17 protein-coding genes and 1 other annotated feature are annotated in these 20325 nt (G+C 41.9%); of the genes, 1 reads left to right on the forward strand and 16 read right to left on the reverse strand.

The window, feature by feature from the left end:
• Positions 1-43: 43 nt before the first annotated feature.
• The 9 genes from rpoC to rpmG form a co-directional block, all read right to left on the reverse strand.
• Entirely contained in the window at positions 44-3886 is a 3843-nt protein-coding gene (rpoC, locus tag WMO43_RS09525; protein WP_353531002.1) for a DNA-directed RNA polymerase subunit beta', read from the reverse strand.
• A 19-nt stretch (positions 3887-3905) separates the two neighbouring features.
• Positions 3906-7763, reverse strand: a complete 3858-nt coding sequence (gene rpoB / locus WMO43_RS09530; RefSeq protein ID WP_353531003.1) for a DNA-directed RNA polymerase subunit beta — start codon at positions 7761-7763, stop codon at positions 3906-3908.
• 726 nt (positions 7764-8489) lie between these two features.
• Entirely contained in the window at positions 8490-8867 is a 378-nt protein-coding gene (gene rplL / locus WMO43_RS09535) for a 50S ribosomal protein L7/L12 (protein ID WP_177963638.1), read from the reverse strand.
• Between the two features lie 54 nt (positions 8868-8921).
• Entirely contained in the window at positions 8922-9488 is a 567-nt protein-coding gene (gene rplJ / locus WMO43_RS09540; RefSeq protein ID WP_177963639.1) for a 50S ribosomal protein L10, read from the reverse strand.
• A gap of 44 nt (positions 9489-9532) precedes the next feature.
• Positions 9533-9671 (reverse strand) — a sequence feature (ribosomal protein L10 leader region).
• Between the two features lie 32 nt (positions 9672-9703).
• Complete coding sequence (rplA, locus tag WMO43_RS09545) at positions 9704-10399, reverse strand: 50S ribosomal protein L1 (protein WP_177963640.1); 696 nt, start codon at positions 10397-10399, stop codon at positions 9704-9706.
• 97 nt (positions 10400-10496) lie between these two features.
• Positions 10497-10922, reverse strand: a complete 426-nt coding sequence (gene rplK / locus WMO43_RS09550; protein ID WP_177963641.1) for a 50S ribosomal protein L11 — start codon at positions 10920-10922, stop codon at positions 10497-10499.
• Between the two features lie 18 nt (positions 10923-10940).
• A complete protein-coding gene (nusG, locus tag WMO43_RS09555) occupies positions 10941-11459 on the reverse strand; it encodes a transcription termination/antitermination protein NusG (protein WP_177963642.1) in 519 nt (172 codons plus the stop codon).
• A 19-nt stretch (positions 11460-11478) separates the two neighbouring features.
• A complete protein-coding gene (gene secE / locus WMO43_RS09560; RefSeq protein WP_177963643.1) occupies positions 11479-11688 on the reverse strand; it encodes a preprotein translocase subunit SecE in 210 nt (69 codons plus the stop codon).
• Between the two features lie 28 nt (positions 11689-11716).
• Positions 11717-11866 carry a 50S ribosomal protein L33 gene (gene rpmG, locus WMO43_RS09565; RefSeq protein WP_177963644.1) on the reverse strand — a complete coding sequence of 50 codons (150 nt, stop codon included), beginning with the start codon at positions 11864-11866 and terminating at the stop codon, positions 11717-11719.
• Between the two features lie 299 nt (positions 11867-12165).
• Between rpmG and fliD the strand changes: the two genes are divergently transcribed.
• Positions 12166-13464, forward strand: coding sequence for a flagellar filament capping protein FliD (fliD, locus tag WMO43_RS09570; RefSeq protein WP_353531004.1), 1299 nt, complete (start codon positions 12166-12168; stop codon positions 13462-13464).
• A gap of 119 nt (positions 13465-13583) precedes the next feature.
• Here fliD and WMO43_RS09575 read toward each other — a convergent pair whose 3' ends face one another.
• The 7 genes from WMO43_RS09575 to WMO43_RS09605 all read right to left on the reverse strand — a co-directional run bounded on the left by WMO43_RS09575 (position 13584) and on the right by WMO43_RS09605 (position 20202).
• Positions 13584-13916, reverse strand: coding sequence for a hypothetical protein (locus WMO43_RS09575; protein ID WP_353531005.1), 333 nt, complete (start codon positions 13914-13916; stop codon positions 13584-13586).
• Positions 13917-14013: 97 nt separating this feature from the next.
• Complete coding sequence (locus tag WMO43_RS09580; RefSeq protein ID WP_177963647.1) at positions 14014-14505, reverse strand: hypothetical protein; 492 nt, start codon at positions 14503-14505, stop codon at positions 14014-14016.
• A 110-nt stretch (positions 14506-14615) separates the two neighbouring features.
• Entirely contained in the window at positions 14616-16265 is a 1650-nt protein-coding gene (locus WMO43_RS09585) for a DUF2207 family protein (protein WP_353531006.1), read from the reverse strand.
• A 10-nt stretch (positions 16266-16275) separates the two neighbouring features.
• Positions 16276-16821, reverse strand: a complete 546-nt coding sequence (locus WMO43_RS09590; protein ID WP_178050404.1) for a LemA family protein — start codon at positions 16819-16821, stop codon at positions 16276-16278.
• A 132-nt stretch (positions 16822-16953) separates the two neighbouring features.
• Positions 16954-18222: a sensor histidine kinase gene (locus tag WMO43_RS09595; RefSeq protein WP_353531007.1), complete on the reverse strand. Its 1269-nt coding sequence runs from the start codon at positions 18220-18222 to the stop codon at positions 16954-16956.
• A complete protein-coding gene (locus WMO43_RS09600; protein ID WP_178052028.1) occupies positions 18219-18923 on the reverse strand; it encodes a LytR/AlgR family response regulator transcription factor in 705 nt (234 codons plus the stop codon). The genes WMO43_RS09595 and WMO43_RS09600 overlap by 4 nt, the downstream gene beginning before the upstream one ends.
• Before the next feature lie 121 nt (positions 18924-19044).
• Positions 19045-20202, reverse strand: coding sequence for a polysaccharide pyruvyl transferase family protein (locus tag WMO43_RS09605; RefSeq protein WP_177963652.1), 1158 nt, complete (start codon positions 20200-20202; stop codon positions 19045-19047).
• Between the last annotated feature and the right edge of the window lie 123 nt (positions 20203-20325).

Genomic DNA, 20325 nt, shown 5'->3' on the forward strand with positions numbered 1-20325 from the left:
AAAAAGGCGGTGGGATCTCTCCCACCGCCTTAACTATCGGCTCTTATTCCTCTTCTCCTGTTTCCGGAGCACTCATGGATGCTATCTTCTCTTCCGGAGATTCTAACATTTCTGCAGCTTCCTCTTCGCCAAACTCGCCATATTCATCTGTAAAATCAATATCTGCGAACCGGTTTAAATCGGAATCCAGTTTAATGTCGCGATAACGCTTCATTCCTGTTCCTACCGGTAAGAGTTTACCGATCAGGACATTTTCTTTTAATCCGATCAGCGGATCTTTCTTGCCCTTGATCGCAGCCTCGGTCAATACCTTGGTTGTCTCCTGGAAGGATGCTGCGGATAAGAAGGAGTTCGTTGCAAGTGCCGCCTTGGTAATACCAAGAAGTACCTGTTTTCCTTCTGCCGGCTCTTTGCCTTCCTCTTCGAGTCTCTCGTTTACATCATCAAAATCTAATGCGTCTACGAGTGTTCCCGGTAACAGCTCGGAATCTCCGTTGTTCTCAACGCGGACTTTCTTTAACATCTGACGTACGATAACCTCGATATGCTTATCGTTGATCTCTACACCCTGAAGACGATATACCCGCTGTACTTCCTGAAGCATGTAATCCTGTACTGCACGGACACCTTTGATCTTTAAGATATCGTGTGGGTTTACACTACCTTCGGTCAGCTCATCTCCTGCCTCTAAGACAGCTCCATCCATAATCTTGATCCTGGAACCGTATGGGATCAGGTATGTCTTTGTTTCTCCGGTTTCCGGATTTGTTACGATGATCTCGCGTTTTTTCTTTGTATCTTTAATGGTTGCAACACCACCGAATTCGGTAATGATCGCAAGTCCTTTCGGCTTTCTTGCCTCGAAAAGCTCCTCAACACGAGGAAGACCCTGTGTGATATCGTCACCGGCAACTCCTCCGGTATGGAACGTACGCATGGTAAGCTGTGTACCCGGCTCTCCGATGGACTGTGCTGCGATGATACCGATTGCCTCACCGACCTGTACTGCCTGACCGGTTGCCATGTTCGCACCGTAACATTTTGCACAGATACCGATGTGGGAACGGCAGGTTAAGATCGTACGGATCTTGACCTGTGTCAGTGGTTCGCCGTCTGCATCCACACCTTTGCTTACAACTGCTGCCGCACGTTTCGGTGTGATCATGTGGTTTGCTTTTACTAATACGTTTCCGTCTTTATCACAAATTGTCTCGCAGGAGAAACGTCCTGTAATACGATCCTGCAGACTCTCAATCTCTTCTTTTCCATCCATGAATGCTTTGACATACATTCCGGGAATCTCTTTGCCTGATTCTAATGCACAGTCAGACTCACGGATACTCAGTTCCTGAGATACGTCTACTAAACGTCTTGTCAGGTAACCGGAATCGGCTGTACGAAGAGCTGTATCGGAAAGTCCTTTACGGGCTCCATGCGCAGACATGAAGTATTCCAGTACGTCAAGTCCTTCACGGAAGTTTGACTTGATCGGCAGCTCGATGGTTCTACCGGTTGTATCTGCCATCAATCCACGCATACCGGCTAACTGTTTGATCTGCTTATCGGAACCACGGGCTCCGGAATCAGCCATCATGAAGATGTTATTGTATTTATCCAGACCGGAAAGCAGTGCTTCTGTTAACTCATCGTCTGTCTCTTTCCATGTCTCTACAACTTCTTTGTAACGCTCTTCCTCTGTTACAAGACCTCGTTTGTAATTCTTTGTGATCAGGTCTACGGTATCCTGTGCCTGTTTGATCAGCTCCGGTTTCTTCGCAGGAACGGTCATATCGGATACGGATACGGTCATGGCAGCTCTGGTGGAATATTTATATCCCATTGCCTTGATATCATCAAGTACCTCTGCTGTCTTGGTTGCACCGTGGATATTGATCACTTTTTCAAGGATCTGTTTTAATCCTTTTTTACCTACATGGAAATCAATTTCCGGCACTAACAGGTTTTCCGGCTTGCTTCTGTCTACAAAACCTAAATCCTGTGGCAGGATCTCATTGAAGATCAAACGGCCAAGTGTCGTCTCGATCATGCCTGTTACTTTTTCTCCGTCTGCATTGACTGCTTCTCTTCTGACACGGATCTTCTGGTGAAGTGTGATATCACCATTCTCGTATGCAAGAAGCGCATGGTTTGTGCTGGTGAAGTTGTGTCCCATCAGATCATGTGGTGTACAGATGACAACATGGTTTCCGTCTCCGGCACTGAAACGGATATTGGTATACTCTGTGATCTCTTCTGCTTCTACCGCTTTTCTGACTTCTTCTTTATCTGCATAATTTTTTTCTGCTACGGTATCTAAATCAACCTCATTGGTACGATCGATCATCTTACCCATGGTCAGATAATAAATTCCAAGTACCATATCCTGTGAAGGTACTGCCACAGGACCACCATCGGATGGTTTTAACAGGTTGTTTGGTGATAACAGCATAAAGCGGCACTCTGCCTGTGCCTCTACGGATAGCGGAAGATGGACAGCCATCTGGTCACCGTCGAAATCGGCATTGTATGCGGTACATACTAAAGGATGCAGCTTAATTGCCTTACCTTCTACTAAGATCGGCTCAAACGCCTGGATTCCAAGTCTGTGCAGTGTAGGAGCACGGTTTAACATAACCGGGTGCTCTTTGATAACGTCTTCTAAGACATCCCAGACTTCCGGCTGAAGTCTCTCAACCATTTTCTTTGCACTCTTGATATTGTGTGCGGTTCCGTTTGCTACAAGCTCTTTCATTACGAACGGCTTGAACAGCTCGATCGCCATTTCTTTTGGCAGACCGCACTGATAGATCTTCAGTTCCGGTCCTACGACGATAACGGAACGTCCGGAATAGTCAACACGTTTTCCGAGTAAGTTCTGACGGAAACGTCCGGATTTACCTTTTAACATGTCGGAAAGGGATTTCAGGGCACGGTTACCAGGTCCGGTAACAGGTCTTCCTCTTCTTCCGTTGTCGATCAGGGCATCTACTGCTTCCTGTAACATTCTCTTTTCGTTTCGCACGATGATATCCGGTGCGCCAAGCTCTAAGAGTCTTCTCAAACGGTTATTTCTATTGATGATCCTTCTGTACAGATCATTTAAATCGGATGTTGCAAAACGTCCTCCGTCTAACTGTACCATCGGACGTAAGTCTGGCGGGATAACCGGGATCACGTCCATGATCATCCACTCCGGTTTGTTTCCGGACTCACGGAATGCTTCTACTACTTCAAGTCTCTTGATGATACGGGCACGTCTCTGTCCTGTTGCATCCTTTAAGCCTGCCTTTAACTCAGCAGCATCTTTCTCTAAGTCAATGGCCTCTAACAGCTCTTTGATCGCCTCAGCACCCATGCCCACACGGAAGCTGCTTCCATATTTTTCTCTTGCTTCCTGATATTCGTTCTCGGTCAATACCTGTTTGTATAAAAGCTCGGTATCGCCGGAATCCAATACGATGTAGGATGCAAAATATAATACTTTTTCAAGGGTTCTCGGAGATAGATCAAGGATCAATCCCATACGGCTCGGGATTCCCTTGAAATACCAGATATGGGAAACCGGAGCTGCAAGCTCTATATGTCCCATACGTTCTCTACGAACGGCTGCCTTCGTAATCTCTACGCCGCATCGGTCGCAGACAACACCCTTATAACGGATTTTCTTGTATTTTCCACAGTGACATTCCCAGTCTTTGCTCGGTCCGAAAATTCTTTCGCAGAACAGACCGTCTTTTTCCGGTTTCAGGGTTCTGTAGTTAATGGTTTCCGGTTTTTTTACTTCACCGCGGGACCATTCTCTGATTTTTTCCGGAGAGGCCAGACCAATCTTGATCGCATCAAATGTAATTGGCTGATACCCTTCGTTTGTCTTATTCTCTGGCATTTACGATACTCCCTTCCGTCTATTCTTCATCGAAATCCTCTGCTGATTCGCCAGCAAATACCGGCTCCTCCTCAGAAGGTTCTTCTTCAACATCTACAAGTTCCTCGCTCTCAGCATCGAACTCCTGCTTTGTGAATCCCATTTTTTCAAAGGACTCGCTGTCCTCAAATGCAAAATTCTTATCATTTCCGATAATCGCATTCAGATCCGTCTCACCGTACTCACTGGTCTCCATGATCTCAACTTCACTGTCATCATCACGAAGCACGCGTACGTCCAGTCCTAAGGACTGAAGCTCTTTTAAGAGTACCTTGAAGGACTCAGGAATTCCCGGCTCAGGAATATTAGTTCCCTTGATGATCGCTTCGTAGGTCTTCACACGTCCGATCACATCATCTGATTTTACAGTTAAAATCTCCTGTAAGGTGTATGCTGCACCATAAGCCTCGAGTGCCCATACCTCCATCTCTCCGAAACGCTGTCCACCGAACTGTGCTTTACCACCGAGCGGCTGCTGTGTTACTAAAGAGTAAGGACCGGTAGAACGTGCATGGATCTTATCATCTACCAGATGGTGGAGTTTCAGGTAATGCATGTGTCCGATGGTTACCGGGCTGTCAAAGAATTCTCCGGTACGTCCGTCACGCAGTCTTACTTTTCCATCGCGTGAAAGCGGTACGCCTTTCCAAAGTTCTCTGTGGTCTCTGTTTTCATACAGATAGTCTAAAACTTCCGGTAACAACTCTTCTTCATGTTTTGCCTTGAACTCTTCCCATTCCAAGTTTACATAATCATTTGCCAGATCCAGTGTATCCATGATGTCTGTCTCTTTTGCACCATCGAATACCGGAGTTGCAATGTTAAATCCTAATGCTTTTGCCGCAAGACTTAAGTGAATCTCAAGCACCTGTCCGATATTCATACGGGAAGGTACACCTAACGGATTCAGCACGATGTCTAACGGACGACCGTTTGGCAGATATGGCATATCCTCTACCGGTAATACACGGGAAACGACACCCTTGTTACCATGACGACCAGCCATCTTATCTCCTACGGAAATCTTTCTCTTCTGTGCGATGTAAATACGCACAGACTGGTTTACTCCCGGTGAAAGCTCATCACCGTTTTCTCTTGTGAATACTTTTGTATCTACAACAATACCATACTCGCCGTGTGGTACTTTTAATGAGGTATCTCTTACCTCTCTTGCTTTTTCACCAAAGATCGCACGAAGCAGTCTCTCTTCTGCCGTCAGCTCTGTTTCTCCCTTTGGAGTTACTTTTCCGACTAAGATATCACCGGCACGGACTTCTGCACCGATACGGATGATTCCGCGCTCATCCAATGCCTTTAATGCATCATCACCAACTCCCGGAACGTCTCTTGTGATCTCTTCCGGTCCTAATTTGGTGTCACGCGCTTCTGCTTCATATTCTTCCATATGGATGGATGTATACACATCATCCTGTACTAAACGCTCGGATAATAATACAGCATCCTCGTAGTTATAACCTTCCCATGTCATAAATCCGATCAATGGATTCTTTCCAAGTGCTAATTCTCCATTAGATGTAGACGGACCGTCTGCAATGACTTCGCCCTCTTCTACACGGTCGCCCTTGAATACGATCGGACGCTGGTTGTAGCAGTTGGACTGGTTACTTCTTTTGAATTTCTGTAATTTATAGGTGTCTTTTGCTCCGTCATCTGTCTTGATGATGATCTTGTCAGATTCGGAACGTTCTACTACACCTGCATGTTTTGCTACTACGCAGACTCCGGAGTCTACGGCTGCTTTTGGCTCAATTCCTGTTCCAACTACCGGTGCCTCTGTATTTAAAAGCGGCACTGCCTGACGCTGCATGTTAGATCCCATCAGCGCACGGTTCGCATCGTCGTTCTGTAAGAACGGAATCAATGCTGTAGCGACAGAGAATACCATCTTCGGAGATACGTCCATGTAATCAAACATGGTCTTTTCGTATTCCTGTGTCTCATCTAAGTAACGTCCTGATACGGAGTTACGCACGAAATGTCCCTCTTCATCGAGAGCCTCATTCGCCTGTGCTACATGGTAGTTGTCCTCTTCATCTGCTGTCATGTATACTACTTCATCTGTGACACGCGGATTCTGAGGATCTGTTTTATCAATTTTACGGTATGGTGCTTCAATAAATCCATACTCGTTGATCCTTGCATAAGTTGCCAAAGAGTTGATCAATCCGATGTTCGGACCTTCAGGTGTCTCGATCGGGCACATTCTTCCGTAATGGGAATAATGAACGTCTCGTACCTCGAATCCCGCACGGTCTCTGGAAAGACCGCCAGGTCCTAATGCGGATAAACGTCTCTTATGTGTCAGCTCACCCAATGGGTTGTTCTGATCCATGAACTGTGATAACTGGGATGAACCAAAGAACTCTTTGACTGCCGCAGTTACCGGTTTGATATTGATTAAGCTCTGCGGAGAAATTCCCTCTAAATCCTGTGTGGTCATTCTCTCACGGACTACTCTCTCTAAACGGGAAAGACCGATACGATACTGGTTCTGTAATAATTCACCTACAGAACGGATACGTCGGTTACCCAAATGATCGATATCGTCATCGTGTCCTACACCGTACTCTAAATGCATATTATAGTTAATAGAAGCAAAAATATCTTCTTTTGTAATATGCTTTGGTATTAATTCGGAGATATTTCTGCGAATTTCCTGCTTAATATCTTCGATATCTTCATTTTCTTCTAAGATTTTTGCAAGTACCGGATAATATACGGCCTCTGTCACGCCAAGCTCTTTGGCATCAATACCTTCGATCTGTGCATTGATATCTACCATTAAGTTTGATAAAATCTTAACATTGCGTTCTTCTGTCTGAACCCACACAAAAGGAACACCTGCATTCTGGATAGCATCTGCTAACTCTCTGGTTACAGTGGTGCCTTTTTCTGCAATGATCTCACCTGTTGTAACATCTACAACATCTTCAGCGAGAACCTGTCCGTTGATGCGGTTTCTTAACGCTAATTTTTTATTGAATTTATAACGTCCGACTTTTGCAAGATCATATCTTCTTGGGTCGAAGAACATCGCTGTGATGAGGCTCTGTGCACTCTCTACGGTCAGCGGTTCACCCGGACGGATTTTCTTATATAATTCTAAAAGACCTTCTTCGTAGCTGTTTGCAACGTCTTTTCCAAAACTTGCCACGATCTTTGGCTCTTCACCAAAGTAGTCGATAATCTCCTGATTTGTTCCTATTCCAAGTGCACGGATCAATACGGTGATCGGCACTTTTCTGGTTCTGTCCACACGGACATAGAACACATCATTAGAGTCTGTCTCATATTCTAACCATGCACCACGGTTCGGGATTACGGTACAGGAAAATAATTCCTTGCCTACTTTATCGTGATCTATGCCATAATAGATACCAGGGGAACGTACTAACTGGCTTACGATAACACGCTCCGCACCATTAATAACGAAGGTTCCCGTCTCTGTCATAAGCGGAAGGTCGCCCATGAAGATTTCGTGCTCGTTAATTTCATCGTTTTCTTTGTTATAGAGTCTTACTTTTACTTTTAACGGTGCTGCATATGTGGCATCCCGCTCCTTGCATTCTGAAATGGAATACTTTACATCATCTTCGCACAATGTAAAATCCACGAATTCCAGGCTCAGATGTCCGCTGTAATCAGCAATTGGAGAGATATCATCAAATACTTCTTTCAGACCTTCGTCCAAAAACCACTTATAGGATTCCTTCTGAACCTCTATAAGATTTGGCATTTCCAATACCTCTTTTTGTCTCGAGTAACTCATACGCATGCTTTTACCGGCTTTGACCGGACGTATTCTGTTTTTCTCCATTGACGTTTCACCTCTCGTTTTTTATATTTAACTTCACCTATTATGCAGAATTATTCACTAACTTTTCCCACCTATTTCCGGGTAGCACAAATAAGCCTACGGCACCACAATAGTGCACCGTATATGATAGCACAAGATGGCGGAAATAGTCAAGGATTTTTTTGTGTTTCTCTGTTTCAATTGTCAGATTTGGATGGGCAGGAGGACCACAACGCCAGTTCGGGAGTTTTAGGGGTTGGGTCTGTCGGCTAATTTCATTCCTACAAATGGAAAACTCGCTACGCTCAGACAGTTCCATTTGCAGGAATAACGCCGCCCGCCCCAATCCCAAAACTCCTCGACCTGTGTTGTATGTCCTCCCACCCATCCAAATCTGACAGTCGTAGCTGCCGGAAACAAATATTTCATATTTGTTTCTTCGCATGGTGTTCAGTTTGTAGGATTTATGTTATGAGTTCTGATGCGAAAGATACGAAAGCATGTTACACGAAGGCCGGCGTCAGGGCTGCACCAATCAAATATGGAGCGTTTCTTTTTCTGCTTTTCGGAGGTTCATCGGAATGTTCTGCACAAGGAAACGCGGAATATTTGATTGGCGCAGTCCGTCCCCCCCTTCCCAAAACATTCCTCATAACACAAAAGAACCCATCCGGCACTTCTTCCGGACAGGTTCTTCTCTTTATCTGCACTCTACAAAGCACAGCCTGGTTACTTTTTAATAAATAATTATTTAAGAGTAACTTTAGCGCCTTCAGCCTCAAGTTTTGTCTTGATGTCTTCAGCTTCTGCTTTCTCAGCAGCTTCTTTGATTACCTTAGGAGCTCCATCAACTAACTCTTTTGCTTCTTTTAAGCCTAAGCCTGTTGCTTCACGAACTACTTTGATAACTTTAACTTTGTTTGGTCCAACTTCTGTTAACTCTACGTCGAACTCAGATTTTTCTTCTCCTGCTGCGCCGCCTTCAGCTCCTGCTGCTGCAACTACTACGCCTGCTGCTGCAGATACACCAAATTCCTCTTCGCATGCTTTTACTAATTCATTTAACTCTAATACGCTTAACTCTTTGATAGCGTCGATCATTTCAGCTGTTGTTAATTTTGCCATTCTGATTTCCCTCCATTTTTATGGTTTATTTTTGTTTCTGTCTTTCTTTTCGGCTTATTCTGCCGGTGCTTCTTCTGCTGCCGGAGCTTCCTCAACAGGAGCTTCTTCAGCCGGAGCAGCTTCTACGCTTTCACCTGCACCGCCCTGCTCTGCGATCTGATTGATAACACGAGCAAAGTTTGTGATAGGAGACTGCATACTTCCAAGTAATTTGGAAAGTAATTCTTCTCTTGATGGTACAGCAGCGATTGCTTTCATTCCTTCTGCATCATAGAAAGTTCCTTCTACAACACCGCCTTTGATCTCTAATGCCGGAGCAGTCTTTGCAAATTTGCTTAAGATTCTTGCCGGAGCAGTAGCATCTGTTGTAGAAATAGCGATTGCATTTGGTCCGTCTAACATTGGAGCCAGGCTCTCAAAGTCAGTTCCTTTAAATGCAAAATTCATCAATGTGTTCTTATATACTTTATAAGTAACACCTGCTTCTCTTAACTGTTTACGCAACTGAGTATCTTCTGCTACGCTAAGTCCAAGATAGTCAACGAGAACTACGGACTGTGCATCTTTAATGTTTGCAGAAATCTCCTCTACGATAGGCTGTTTCAGTTCTACTTTTGCCACGAATCGTGCACCTCCTTTTATTTTTCTTTGTATTCCTCAGACATAAAAGGTTCAAAAAACCTCTCCGCCAAATGACAGAGAGGTCTAAAATTCATTGTGATATTACATCAATAAATTCCCTCGGCAGGCTCTGCGATTACGCCTTTCGGCACCTGCTGTCTTCGGCAATATGCTTTTGCATTATATCATTATCTATTTTCGATGTCAACTAATAATTACTGTGCAACTTTTGCTACGCTTAATTTTACACCAGGTCCCATTGTCGGAGCTAATGTAATGCTCTTGATGTACTGACCTTTTAAGCTGCTTGGTTTTGCTTTATTAATTGCATCCATAAGCGTCTGGAAGTTGTCCGCTAACTGTTCTTCTGTAAAAGATGCTTTTCCAACTGGCACATGGATAATATTTGTTTTGTCCAATCTGTACTCAATCTTACCGGCTTTAATCTCGTTTACCGCTTTTGTAACATCCATTGTTACAGTTCCGGCTTTCGGGTTTGGCATTAAACCTTTTGGTCCAAGTACACGACCTAAACGTCCAACAACACCCATCATATCCGGTGTAGCAACAACAACATCAAAATCTAACCATCCGTCGTTCTGGATCTTTGGAATTAATTCCTCTCCACCAACGAAGTCAGCGCCTGCTGCTTTTGCTTCATCAATTTTTTCACCTTTTGCGATAACTAATACTTTTACAGCTTTACCGGTTCCGTGTGGCAGTACAACTGCTCCACGAATCTGCTGCTCTGCATGACGGCCATCACAGCCTGTTCTGATATGAGCTTCGATTGTCTCATCAAATTTTGCAACTGCCGCTTTTTTTACAAGGCTAACTGCTTCTGCAACGTCGTACTGAGCAGTTCTGTCAATGTTCTTAGCAGCCTCTACATATTTCTTTCCTCTTTTCATTAAAAAACCTCCTAGTGGTAATATCGGGAGTGTTCCCTCCCACGATTGTTTCGTTTTCAGTCTTTTTTGCGATTGTCTTAAGGTAGTTACTTTCGACCTATTCCTCTACTGTAACTCCCATACTTCTGCATGTTCCAGCGATCATACTCATTGCTGCTTCTAAAGAACCTGCATTTAAGTCTGGCATTTTTAACTCTGCAATTTCCTGTAATTTTGCCTTGGAAATGGTTGCTACTTTATCCTTCTGCGGTACTGCAGAACCGGATTTGATGTTGCATGCCTTCTTGATCAATACCGGTGCCGGCGGAGTCTTTGTTACGAAGCTGAAGCTTCTGTCCGCATATACGGTAATTACTACAGGGATGATTAAATCTCCCTGATCGGCTGTTCTTGCATTGAACTGTTTTGTGAACTCTACGATGTTAACACCGTGCTGTCCAAGTGCAGGTCCAACAGGTGGTGCAGGTGTTGCCTTACCAGCCGGAATCTGCAATTTGATATATCCTTCTACTTTCTTTGCCATTTGGATAAGTCCTCCTTTTTAGTTTGTCTTTCTTACATCTGCGAAACTTATTTCTACTGGCGTCTCGCGGCCAAATAATTCTACATTGATTGTGACGATCTGCTTGCCGGAATTCATGCTCTGGATCACTCCGACGGTATCTTTCCAAACACCACCGGTTACAACCACGCTGTCTCCTTCTGCAAAATCTACAACGATATTTTCTGATTCGATTCCCAACGGTCTCATTTCAGCTTCAGTGAGTGGTACCGGCTTTGACCCCGGACCAACAAATCCGGTAACGCCTCTGGTATTTCTGACAACGTACCATGTGTCATCATTCATTACCATATTAATAAGTACATAACCGGGAAACATTTTTTTCTGAACCTGTTTCTTAGCACCGTTCTTCAATTCCACCACATCCTGCATCGGGACACGGACTTCTAAAATCTGGTCCTCAAGATGTCTGTTCTCAATTGTTTTATCAATGTTTGCCTTAACCTTATTCTCATATCCTGAGTAGGTATGAACTACATACCAGTGTGCCTCTGCCATAAAATCACCTTTGCCTCCATTACAATTTTACAAGGAAATCTACACCATACTGAATGATATAATCAATCAGTGCAATAATCAGACCCAGAATAACGGATGCAATCACAACTGCTGTTGTCTGTTTTGTGACTGAATCTTTATCAGGCCAGACAATTTTGTTGAATTCAGCCTTCAGACCAGCATATCTGCTCTCTTTCGGGGCACTTTCATTGTTTGTGGTTTCTCCCATCTTAGTCACTCCCTTTGTCTGGTCACAATTACTTAGTCTCTTTGTGTAATGTGTGTGTCTTGCAGAATCTGCAATACTTCTTTGTTTCCATTCTGTCCGGATGAGCTTTCTTATCTTTGGTCGTATCATAATTACGCCGCTTACATTCCGTACATGCCAATGTTATTTTCGTGCGCACAACTTCCACCTCCACTTTAATTCTTTCTGTTTTTAGGCATAAAAAAAAAGACCTACTTCCATCGCTAGTCTAATATAGCACAATCCCAGATAGGTGTCAATGTTAATTTTTCTCCCAATTACTGTTAATTTTTTGTCCCTTTTTCCGATATAATTAATGAAGCAGAAGCAAAAAATACTTTTTTCTGCTATTTTTAGATGACAAATATGTAATTACCTATTATAATATAGTTATATAAATGGATTTATTCTACCCTGATGCATTCTGCATATTTCATGGACGAAAGGAGGGGGTTTATTATGGCTGCAATTGATACAGTATATCATTATTATCTAAGTACATATGCTAATTCGACCGTATCGCGTTATGACTCACACAAGAAAAGCGAATTGCGTGACATTTATAACCGTATGGTCAAGACCAACAAAGAATCCCCTCTGTATAAGATCAAGGAAACAAAGAATGCCGCAAGGTTTGCAATTGACATTAAGGAGAGTGCCAGGCAGATCCAGAATGTAATTTCTTCCCTGTCCGGCGGCGGCAAGGGCATCGAAGCCGCTTTTTCGAAAAAAGTTGCATCTTCTACCGATGATGAAATGGTAGAAGCAAAATATATCGGTGCAAATGATGAATCCGAAGCAACGGAAAGCTTTGACATTGAAGTCCGTTCTTTAGCGGAACCACAGGTAAACCAGAGTAATTTTTTATACAGCGGTGTGCGTGACATCCCTGTCGGAAATTATTCGTTTGACTTGAATACCCCTTCTGCATCGTATGAATTTCAATTCAGTGTAAACGACGGAGAAACTAACCGGGATATTCTGAATAAACTGGCACGTCTGATCAACAGTGCCAATCTTGGATTAAAAACAGAAATCCTTGAAAACGACAATCGACAGTCTGCTTTACGTTTAGAATCGTCACAGACCGGACTACCTGAGGGCGAGCAGTATCTTTTTAATATTGTTCCGGAAGGCACAACGGACTCCCGTACAGCGATGGGAATTTTAGGGATCAGTGAGATTGCTTCTCCTGCGAAAAATGCTTCTTTCTTATTAAATGGAAAAGAACATGTTTCCCGTTCCAATACGATTACGGTAGATAAGACTTTTGAATTAAAATTAAAGGGTATTCACAATGAAGGCGAATCCGAAACGATCGGTTATAAGCCAAGTGTGGATGCAGTTGCAGATAATTTACAGGAATTAGTGGACTCTTATAACTCTATCATTGATATTGCAACGAATCCTGTAGGCGAGGAACAGCAGGGCAACCGCCTCTTGAACGATATGCGGAGTGTTACCCTGAATTACAACAGTGAATTGGAAGCTATCGGTCTTTGTTCGCAGGATGACGGACGGATCAAAGTAGACCGTGCGCTCTTAGCAGATGCGATCTCATCCGTTGATGCTAAGGAGAGTTTTTCCGTACTGAATGCATTTAAGGATGCTTTAAATGATAAGGCTTCTAATGCCTCTATCAATCCTATGAATTATGTAAACAAAATAATTGTGGCCTATAAGAATCCGGGACACAATTTTGCAGCACCATATATTTCTTCGATTTATGCCGGTATGATGTTAGACCGGCGATGCTAACGCCAATCTGTTCTTTTTTTGAATTATCTATATTATAAAACAAATACCATTAGCCTCGTGCTAATGGTATTTGTTTTCTCAACCTTTTATACTTTTGGCAAATTCCCAAACATTTGAAACTACAAAATCCGGCTGCTCGCTGCATTTCCGTCCTTTGACAAAAACCGTTTTCGTTCCTGCCGCTTTGCCTGTTTGGATATCACTTTCCCTGTCTCCTTTTGAAGATAGGCATTCAGCTTTTGTAACATTTCTTCCGTCAGATAGCCTCTTGCTACTCCGGACTGGTTTGTTACGACGATCACAAGGTAGCCTTTTTTATGGATCTGCTGTAATATCAGATTATGTATGGATTCTACCATTCCGTAATGGCAGACAGGCACATAGAGATTATAGTTTCCCATCTGCTTAATACGGTTGTCCTCTTTGAAACCGGAAAGGGTCAGCACCTTCATGTTTTTTTCTTTTGCTACTTCTATAGAAAAATTGAAAAGCCGGATACTCGTAATGTTACGAATATCCAGCCTTTCTGCTACACTCTATTTTACATTATTAATACTCTATTTTCATATCTTTCTCTTTTGCTAATGATTCTAACGCATTGTTATAATCATCTAAGAGCTTGATTCCTTCATCAATCTTTTCGGTAGCTTCTGTGACAGTCTGCTCATCATTTGTGTCACAGGCTTCAAGCATCTTTGTATAACCCTCTTTGTATGCTTCCATTACTTTTACATATTTTTCTTTGATAGCTTTCACTTCATCTGTTTCCGGTTTGATCTTAGAAAGTTTATCCAGTGAATCATCAATGTTTGGCATGATTCCATTGTTGATGCTGTCTTTGATCTCTTCGTTTGTCTCTAAGTCGCCCCATTTTGCAGACTCTTCTTTGATCTTGTCATAGTTTGCATTGACATCTACCATGTCTGTGTTTAAGAACTTTTCAAAATCATCTGCAACCGGGTCTCCGCCACATCCTGTCAGCATTCCGATTACCATAATACCCATTAACATTCCTGCCATTACTTTTTTAAAACTTTTCATTGCTGTATTCTCCTTTTTTATGATTATTTTTTATTATTGTTGTAAAATCAATGACATCCAAACGCATCACCAACTTTCTCAAAGGAATCTCCCACGGTGACTGTAAACGGTTACCTTGAACCGCCTCCAGTACCTCCACCGGAAAAGCCTCCGCCTCCGCCTATCGACGCAAAACCTCCCTGACCACTGGTTCTCTCTTCCTGCATTGCCCTCTCTGCAGATCTGTGCATGCTGTGACAATAGCTGTGTGCTATGATCACATTTCTATTGTAATTTTCAAACTCAGGCACCCTGTCAGGATAGACTTTTTCAAATTGTTTGATTACCTTATCCGCTATGCCAAACAATGTGGCATAGACCATATAATCCTGCCAGATAATGGTTTCGCTGATTTCTCTTTCTGATATCAGCGAAAAATCTTCCAGATACTTCTTCAGTCCCATTACCTCGGCAAGTTCTTCCTTGCCTTTTGCGGTCAGATCACTGATCTTTCTTCCCGAATGACCGGTAAAACCTTTATTTTCTGCAAAAATTTCTCTTCCGTCATCTAAGGCATTCTCTAACAGATTGCTTACAGACTTCGGATGTTTGTATGCGTATTTCTCAAGTTCTTTTTCCTGTAAAATACCATCTTCGCCCGCCGCTTTGACTAAAACCTTATACAATTTCTTTTCGATATCGGTATCCGGTTTTTTTATCAGCTTTAAGTTGACGGATTTTTTCGACTTTCCAAAAGCTCCAATACTTTCTTCTGTCTGTGGCTCAATACATCCTTTGTTGATCATGGAAAGGATCAATGCTCCGATGAGCAAACTCTCCTCTTTTGCCACATCAAAGGTCTGTGCCAAGAAATGCGAAACCCGGATCTCTCCGCCGTTTGGCACTTCTCTGTAATAATTCGCCTGTTCGTAGAACGCTTTAATGGCTTTCTTTCTCTTTACAACACTGCGGATCAGCCATACAACTACTACCACAATTCCGATCAGAACTACAAACCCTATGATGGTCTCTAATAATCCGCCTTCCTCATCTCCGTAGTCACTGCCTTCAAAAGCAGTGTCTTTCACCTCTTCAAAAGATTTTGAAACGGATTTTGTCGGGGATAGGATCCCCTTATCCAACCGGAACATCACGATCATGTCATTGTCATCTTCTAAAGCAGAGGTTGTGTATGCCACAATAGAACCCTGTTGAAATTGTACCTCTCCTTCATATCCAAATGCCCAGATTCCTGCATTGTTCTCGTCTAAAGCTGTACCGTTCTCTAAACGAATGCTGACCTTTCCGTCTGTCGGAAACGTAGACATCTGCGGATTGATAAACATAAAATTCGTTCCGTCATAATCGGAATAGCTTTTTATAAAGTCCGTGACCACATATTCGATCGCATATTTTTTTTCACCATAATCGGTTATTCCAAAACACAACTCTACGCCGTCATCGGTTTTGTTGATCCCACATTTTCGCTTTTTGGCATCAAAGTCTGCATCGATGTCCCAATCATCAACAAAAGTATACTCACCTTTTTCATCGGATACTTTCAAATCTGATATGCCAATGTCTTTTGTTGCGATCGGTATGTAATTCTCGGTTCCTTCCTCGAAAGTACCCTGCCAGTTCTGAACTACATAAGCACTTCCGTCATCCCTTACGGTAACGGAAATGTCTATTTCCGAGACATTGTTTTTAGCATATGCCGTACCGGAGATCAACAGCAGCATCAGCGGTGCCACAAGCAGTAATTTTTTTATCCACTTCATAGGCTGCTCCTTATTTCATATCCGGCATATCTGCTTTCTGCTCACTTGCCTCTAAGTAATCGCGGCTTGTAATATGAAGCATGCCTGCTGCGATTGAAGTCGGGAACATGCGGATCGTACGATTGAGTTTGGTAACGCTGTCATTGTAGATCAGACGTGACTGACGTACCATCTTCTCATACTCGTTTACGCTGTCCATGGTCTTGATATAATTCTCATTTGCTTTCAGCTCCGGATAGCTTTCTGCAACTGCCATGATCTTGCCCATTGCCTCTGTCAGCATGTTTTCCTGCTTATTTACTTCTGCTGCGGAACTGTTTGAATTAATACTGGTACGCATTTTGATCGTATCCGATATGGTTTTGTACTCGTGATCAGCATACCCTTTTGTCAGATCCAACAGTGCCGTTAACGCATCCCAGCGTGAGGACAACTGAACACCGATCTGGCCCATCGCATTGTTGATGTTCTCATCCATTGCTACTAACTTTCTCTGTGCGGAAATAAACCATAAAATGATAATTACCAGCACAACTCCCACAATGATAAGTGCCATATAAACTCCTCCTTATTGCTTTTTCTTACCTGCTATTTTATGTAATCTTATGCTTTTATTCAATGAAAATGTCATAACTTGCATGAAATCGTCATAACTTGCAAAAAAAGAGTCATCGGCACTTTATTTTTCTCAATTTTTTAAGGTTGCAAATACATCAAATACTCCGTCTGTATCTTCGATCTTTAAAAATCCCGAGTTGCTTTTTAAAATCGCTTCTACACTTTTTAAGCCCAGTCCGCTGCCCTGTGGTTTGGTGGTAAGATAATTGTTTTCCGCACTCTTTTTTAACTCACCTTCATAATCATTTTTTACATTTAAAGAGAGCTGATGGTTTAAATGCTTGATGCTGATTGCAATATAACTTTTTGCCGCATCCAGACTGTTTTCTAACAGATTCGAGAGCATCACACAGAATTCCGCTTCGTCACAGGCAAATTCCTTTGGCATCTGTATCCGTGCAGAAAATTCCAGTCCTTCCTGCTCTGCTTTTGTCCGGTATTCACTGAGAACCGCATTGATCAGAGTATTTTCGCAAAACGGTATTTTTGCATTTTTTTCTATTTCCGCCAGTTCTTTTTTTAAAAATTCCTTTGCTCCTTCCACGTCTCCATTTTCAAGATAACTGATCAAAATACTGTCACGGTGCCTTGCATCATGGCGAAAAATCCTCTCTGCCTCTCTTTTTTGCAGATAGAATTCGTACTGCTTTTTCTGCAGCAGGATCTGCTCTTTCATATTCCCGGCAATCCGCTCTCTTTCCATCGCATCGCCTGCCGTTTGAAAGGTATAATATATCAGAATATAGACTAACAGCATCAGTATGCATATCATCAGCAATACCGGATAGTTGCGTGTGACGCCGTGAAAATCCAAAAAGTAATAGTTGACCAGACAGATCAGCCCGGTAAAGGACATCGGGATAAAGGAAAATATCCACCAGTTGACCTTTAACCGATCCATCAGCATCCGGTGTTTTGCCTTTAAATGTTTGTTATACAGGATAAAATATCCGCCAAAGAGCACAAAACGCAATGCTGTTAAAAAATAAGCGTCTTTTAAAGTATAATCGTTGATAAATGCAGAAAAATTTGCAATGATGTCATAGATATTGATCCAAAGCCAAAAGTTAAACACAGTCTGTGATATTTTATCTTTGGTGATCAACAATATCAACACAAAATACGGCAGTCCGATCGTGAATAAAATAACACTTCGAAGCACCGTACTTCCATAATGAATCATGATATAAGAATTGAATGCCAGACAGACTGCCGTTACGGCAGCAAAATACCCATAGGCACGTTTTGCCGGCACACGGTAATTCATCATGGAATAACCGTCCAGAGTACATATAAAAAGTGTCACAAACAGCGATACGATATTTCCCGAATGGCTCATGTCTCTCCCTCCGCCGCAAATACATAGTCAAAATATGCCTTTTTTGCACTTTGCAGATATGTTCTTGAGATCTTCATCGTTTTTCCGCTTGTCAAATAAAACACGTCATTGTCTATGCTGTCGATATACTCCATATTTACAAGATAGCTTTTGTGGCAGCGGCAAAATCCATGATGCAGTAAAAATTCCTCGTAGTCTGTCAGTTTTCCGACTACTTCAATCTCTCTGTTTTCCGACAGTGTAAAGATCACTTTTCGCAGATTGCTCTCTAAGCACTGGATATTAGACAACAGGATCTTTGTTTCGGTTCCGGAATAGGTCACTGTAATATAATGTTTTTTGGTCCGCTGTGATAACAGCCTTCTCATACATGCCCGCAGTTGTTCTGTATCGATCGGCTTTAATAAATAATCAAAAGCCAGCACCCGATAGCTTTGTACACCGAATTCTTCACTCGTCGATATAAACACGATGGGTGTCTTTGTATCTTTTTTGCGGATCTGAGCCGCCGTATCCATTCCACTGATCTTTGGCATCAATATGTCTAAAATAATCAAGTCATAAGGTAATACCTCATGACTTTTGATCAGCTCGGCTCCATCATCAAATTCATTGACTGAAAAATTTCTGATGACGGAGTCTAAGGCTTCTATTGTTTTTTGTCGTTCTGTCTGCAGATCATCGCAAATTGCTATTCTCATCTGTACTCGTCCTTTTACTAAATATTCAAAAGCGTGCTTGCATACTTGAGAACATTTACTTTATCTATTGCGTCTTTATGATGTTTCCACTCATTTTGACCCTAATATCACAACAATTGCATTATAACACCTTTCCATATAAAAGCTGAGCAATTTTCTCATAATATTCAACAGATTTTTGTTCTAATTTACGTACCAACAATGCATTCTGCTCCGTAAGTAAATCCCTATTTTCTATAGACCAAATTAATCTTTCATATAGCTTTTCACTAAATGAGTTTTCATTAACATTAAACAGTCTGTCATCCATTCCAATATTTCTATATAATTCAACATGCTTTTTTAATGTCACAATTCCGATTGTCGGTGTATGCATTGCAATAGAACAAATATTTGAATGATACCTCATTCCAACTGCTACCGCTGATTTTCTATAAAGATCAACCAAATATTCGCCAGGCGTTGCAATTCCATTTAAATAAGGAGCAATTGTTATATTTCTTCTACAATTATAATCTTGTACGGCATTAAGCACATCTGAAATTGCCTGTAAATCAGATGGGATATGTGGCACAAATACGAAGTGGAGATTAGGATTTCTTGAGATAGCTTTGTCAATGAACAAAGAAAATTCATTACAATATTGATTATAACTTTCCTTATCTCCCCATCTGTCTTCCATTCTGTCTCTAACAGTATTGATTGCAATAACAGTCTTATCATCAGGAATTTCAGGATGACGGTACTCACCAGCACTGGTAAAGAACCCACCATCTGGAATCTGAATTATATTCTTTAATGATGAACCATCAAAAAATTGATCCAAAAGCATTTTAGAATCATCATTTCTTACAGAAACAAGAAACTTATCTGACCTTGAATCTAAGTATTTGATAAATGAACCAAAACAATCCTTTACTTTTGCCAAACACATATTTGGTGAATAATCAACACCAAGTCCATTAAACACTATTGGAATGTGTATCTTTCTTAAAATTTCATCAGAAATATTAAGAGTAGTTCCAGTGGTTGAATAATCCCACTTAACATCGAAAAAATTCCCCCCACCGATAACAAGCAAATCATATCGATTAACCAAATCGGCAAACGAATCATCAAATTGTCTTAGATTCCATGATTTATAGTATTCTCTAATCTCGAGATATGTAACTTCAACATCATTAGTTACGTATTTTTTGAAAAGATTCCAAAACCCAACATGATTTGCTATATCGCCTATATTACCATTAAAACTTGCTAAATGTAATGCTCTAATCACTTCTTCTTCCCTCTCTATAAATATAATGGGCATTTGTGAAACGTCTCAAGACTCTTTGGCGCCTCCATATAATCTCTCATATGGTATTGTAATGCAGTTGTAAACCAGCTAGCCAAAAGAGTA

Source organism: Maccoyibacter intestinihominis, assembly GCF_040096355.1.
Classification (GTDB): Bacteria; Bacillota; Clostridia; order Lachnospirales; family Lachnospiraceae; genus Maccoyibacter; species Maccoyibacter intestinihominis.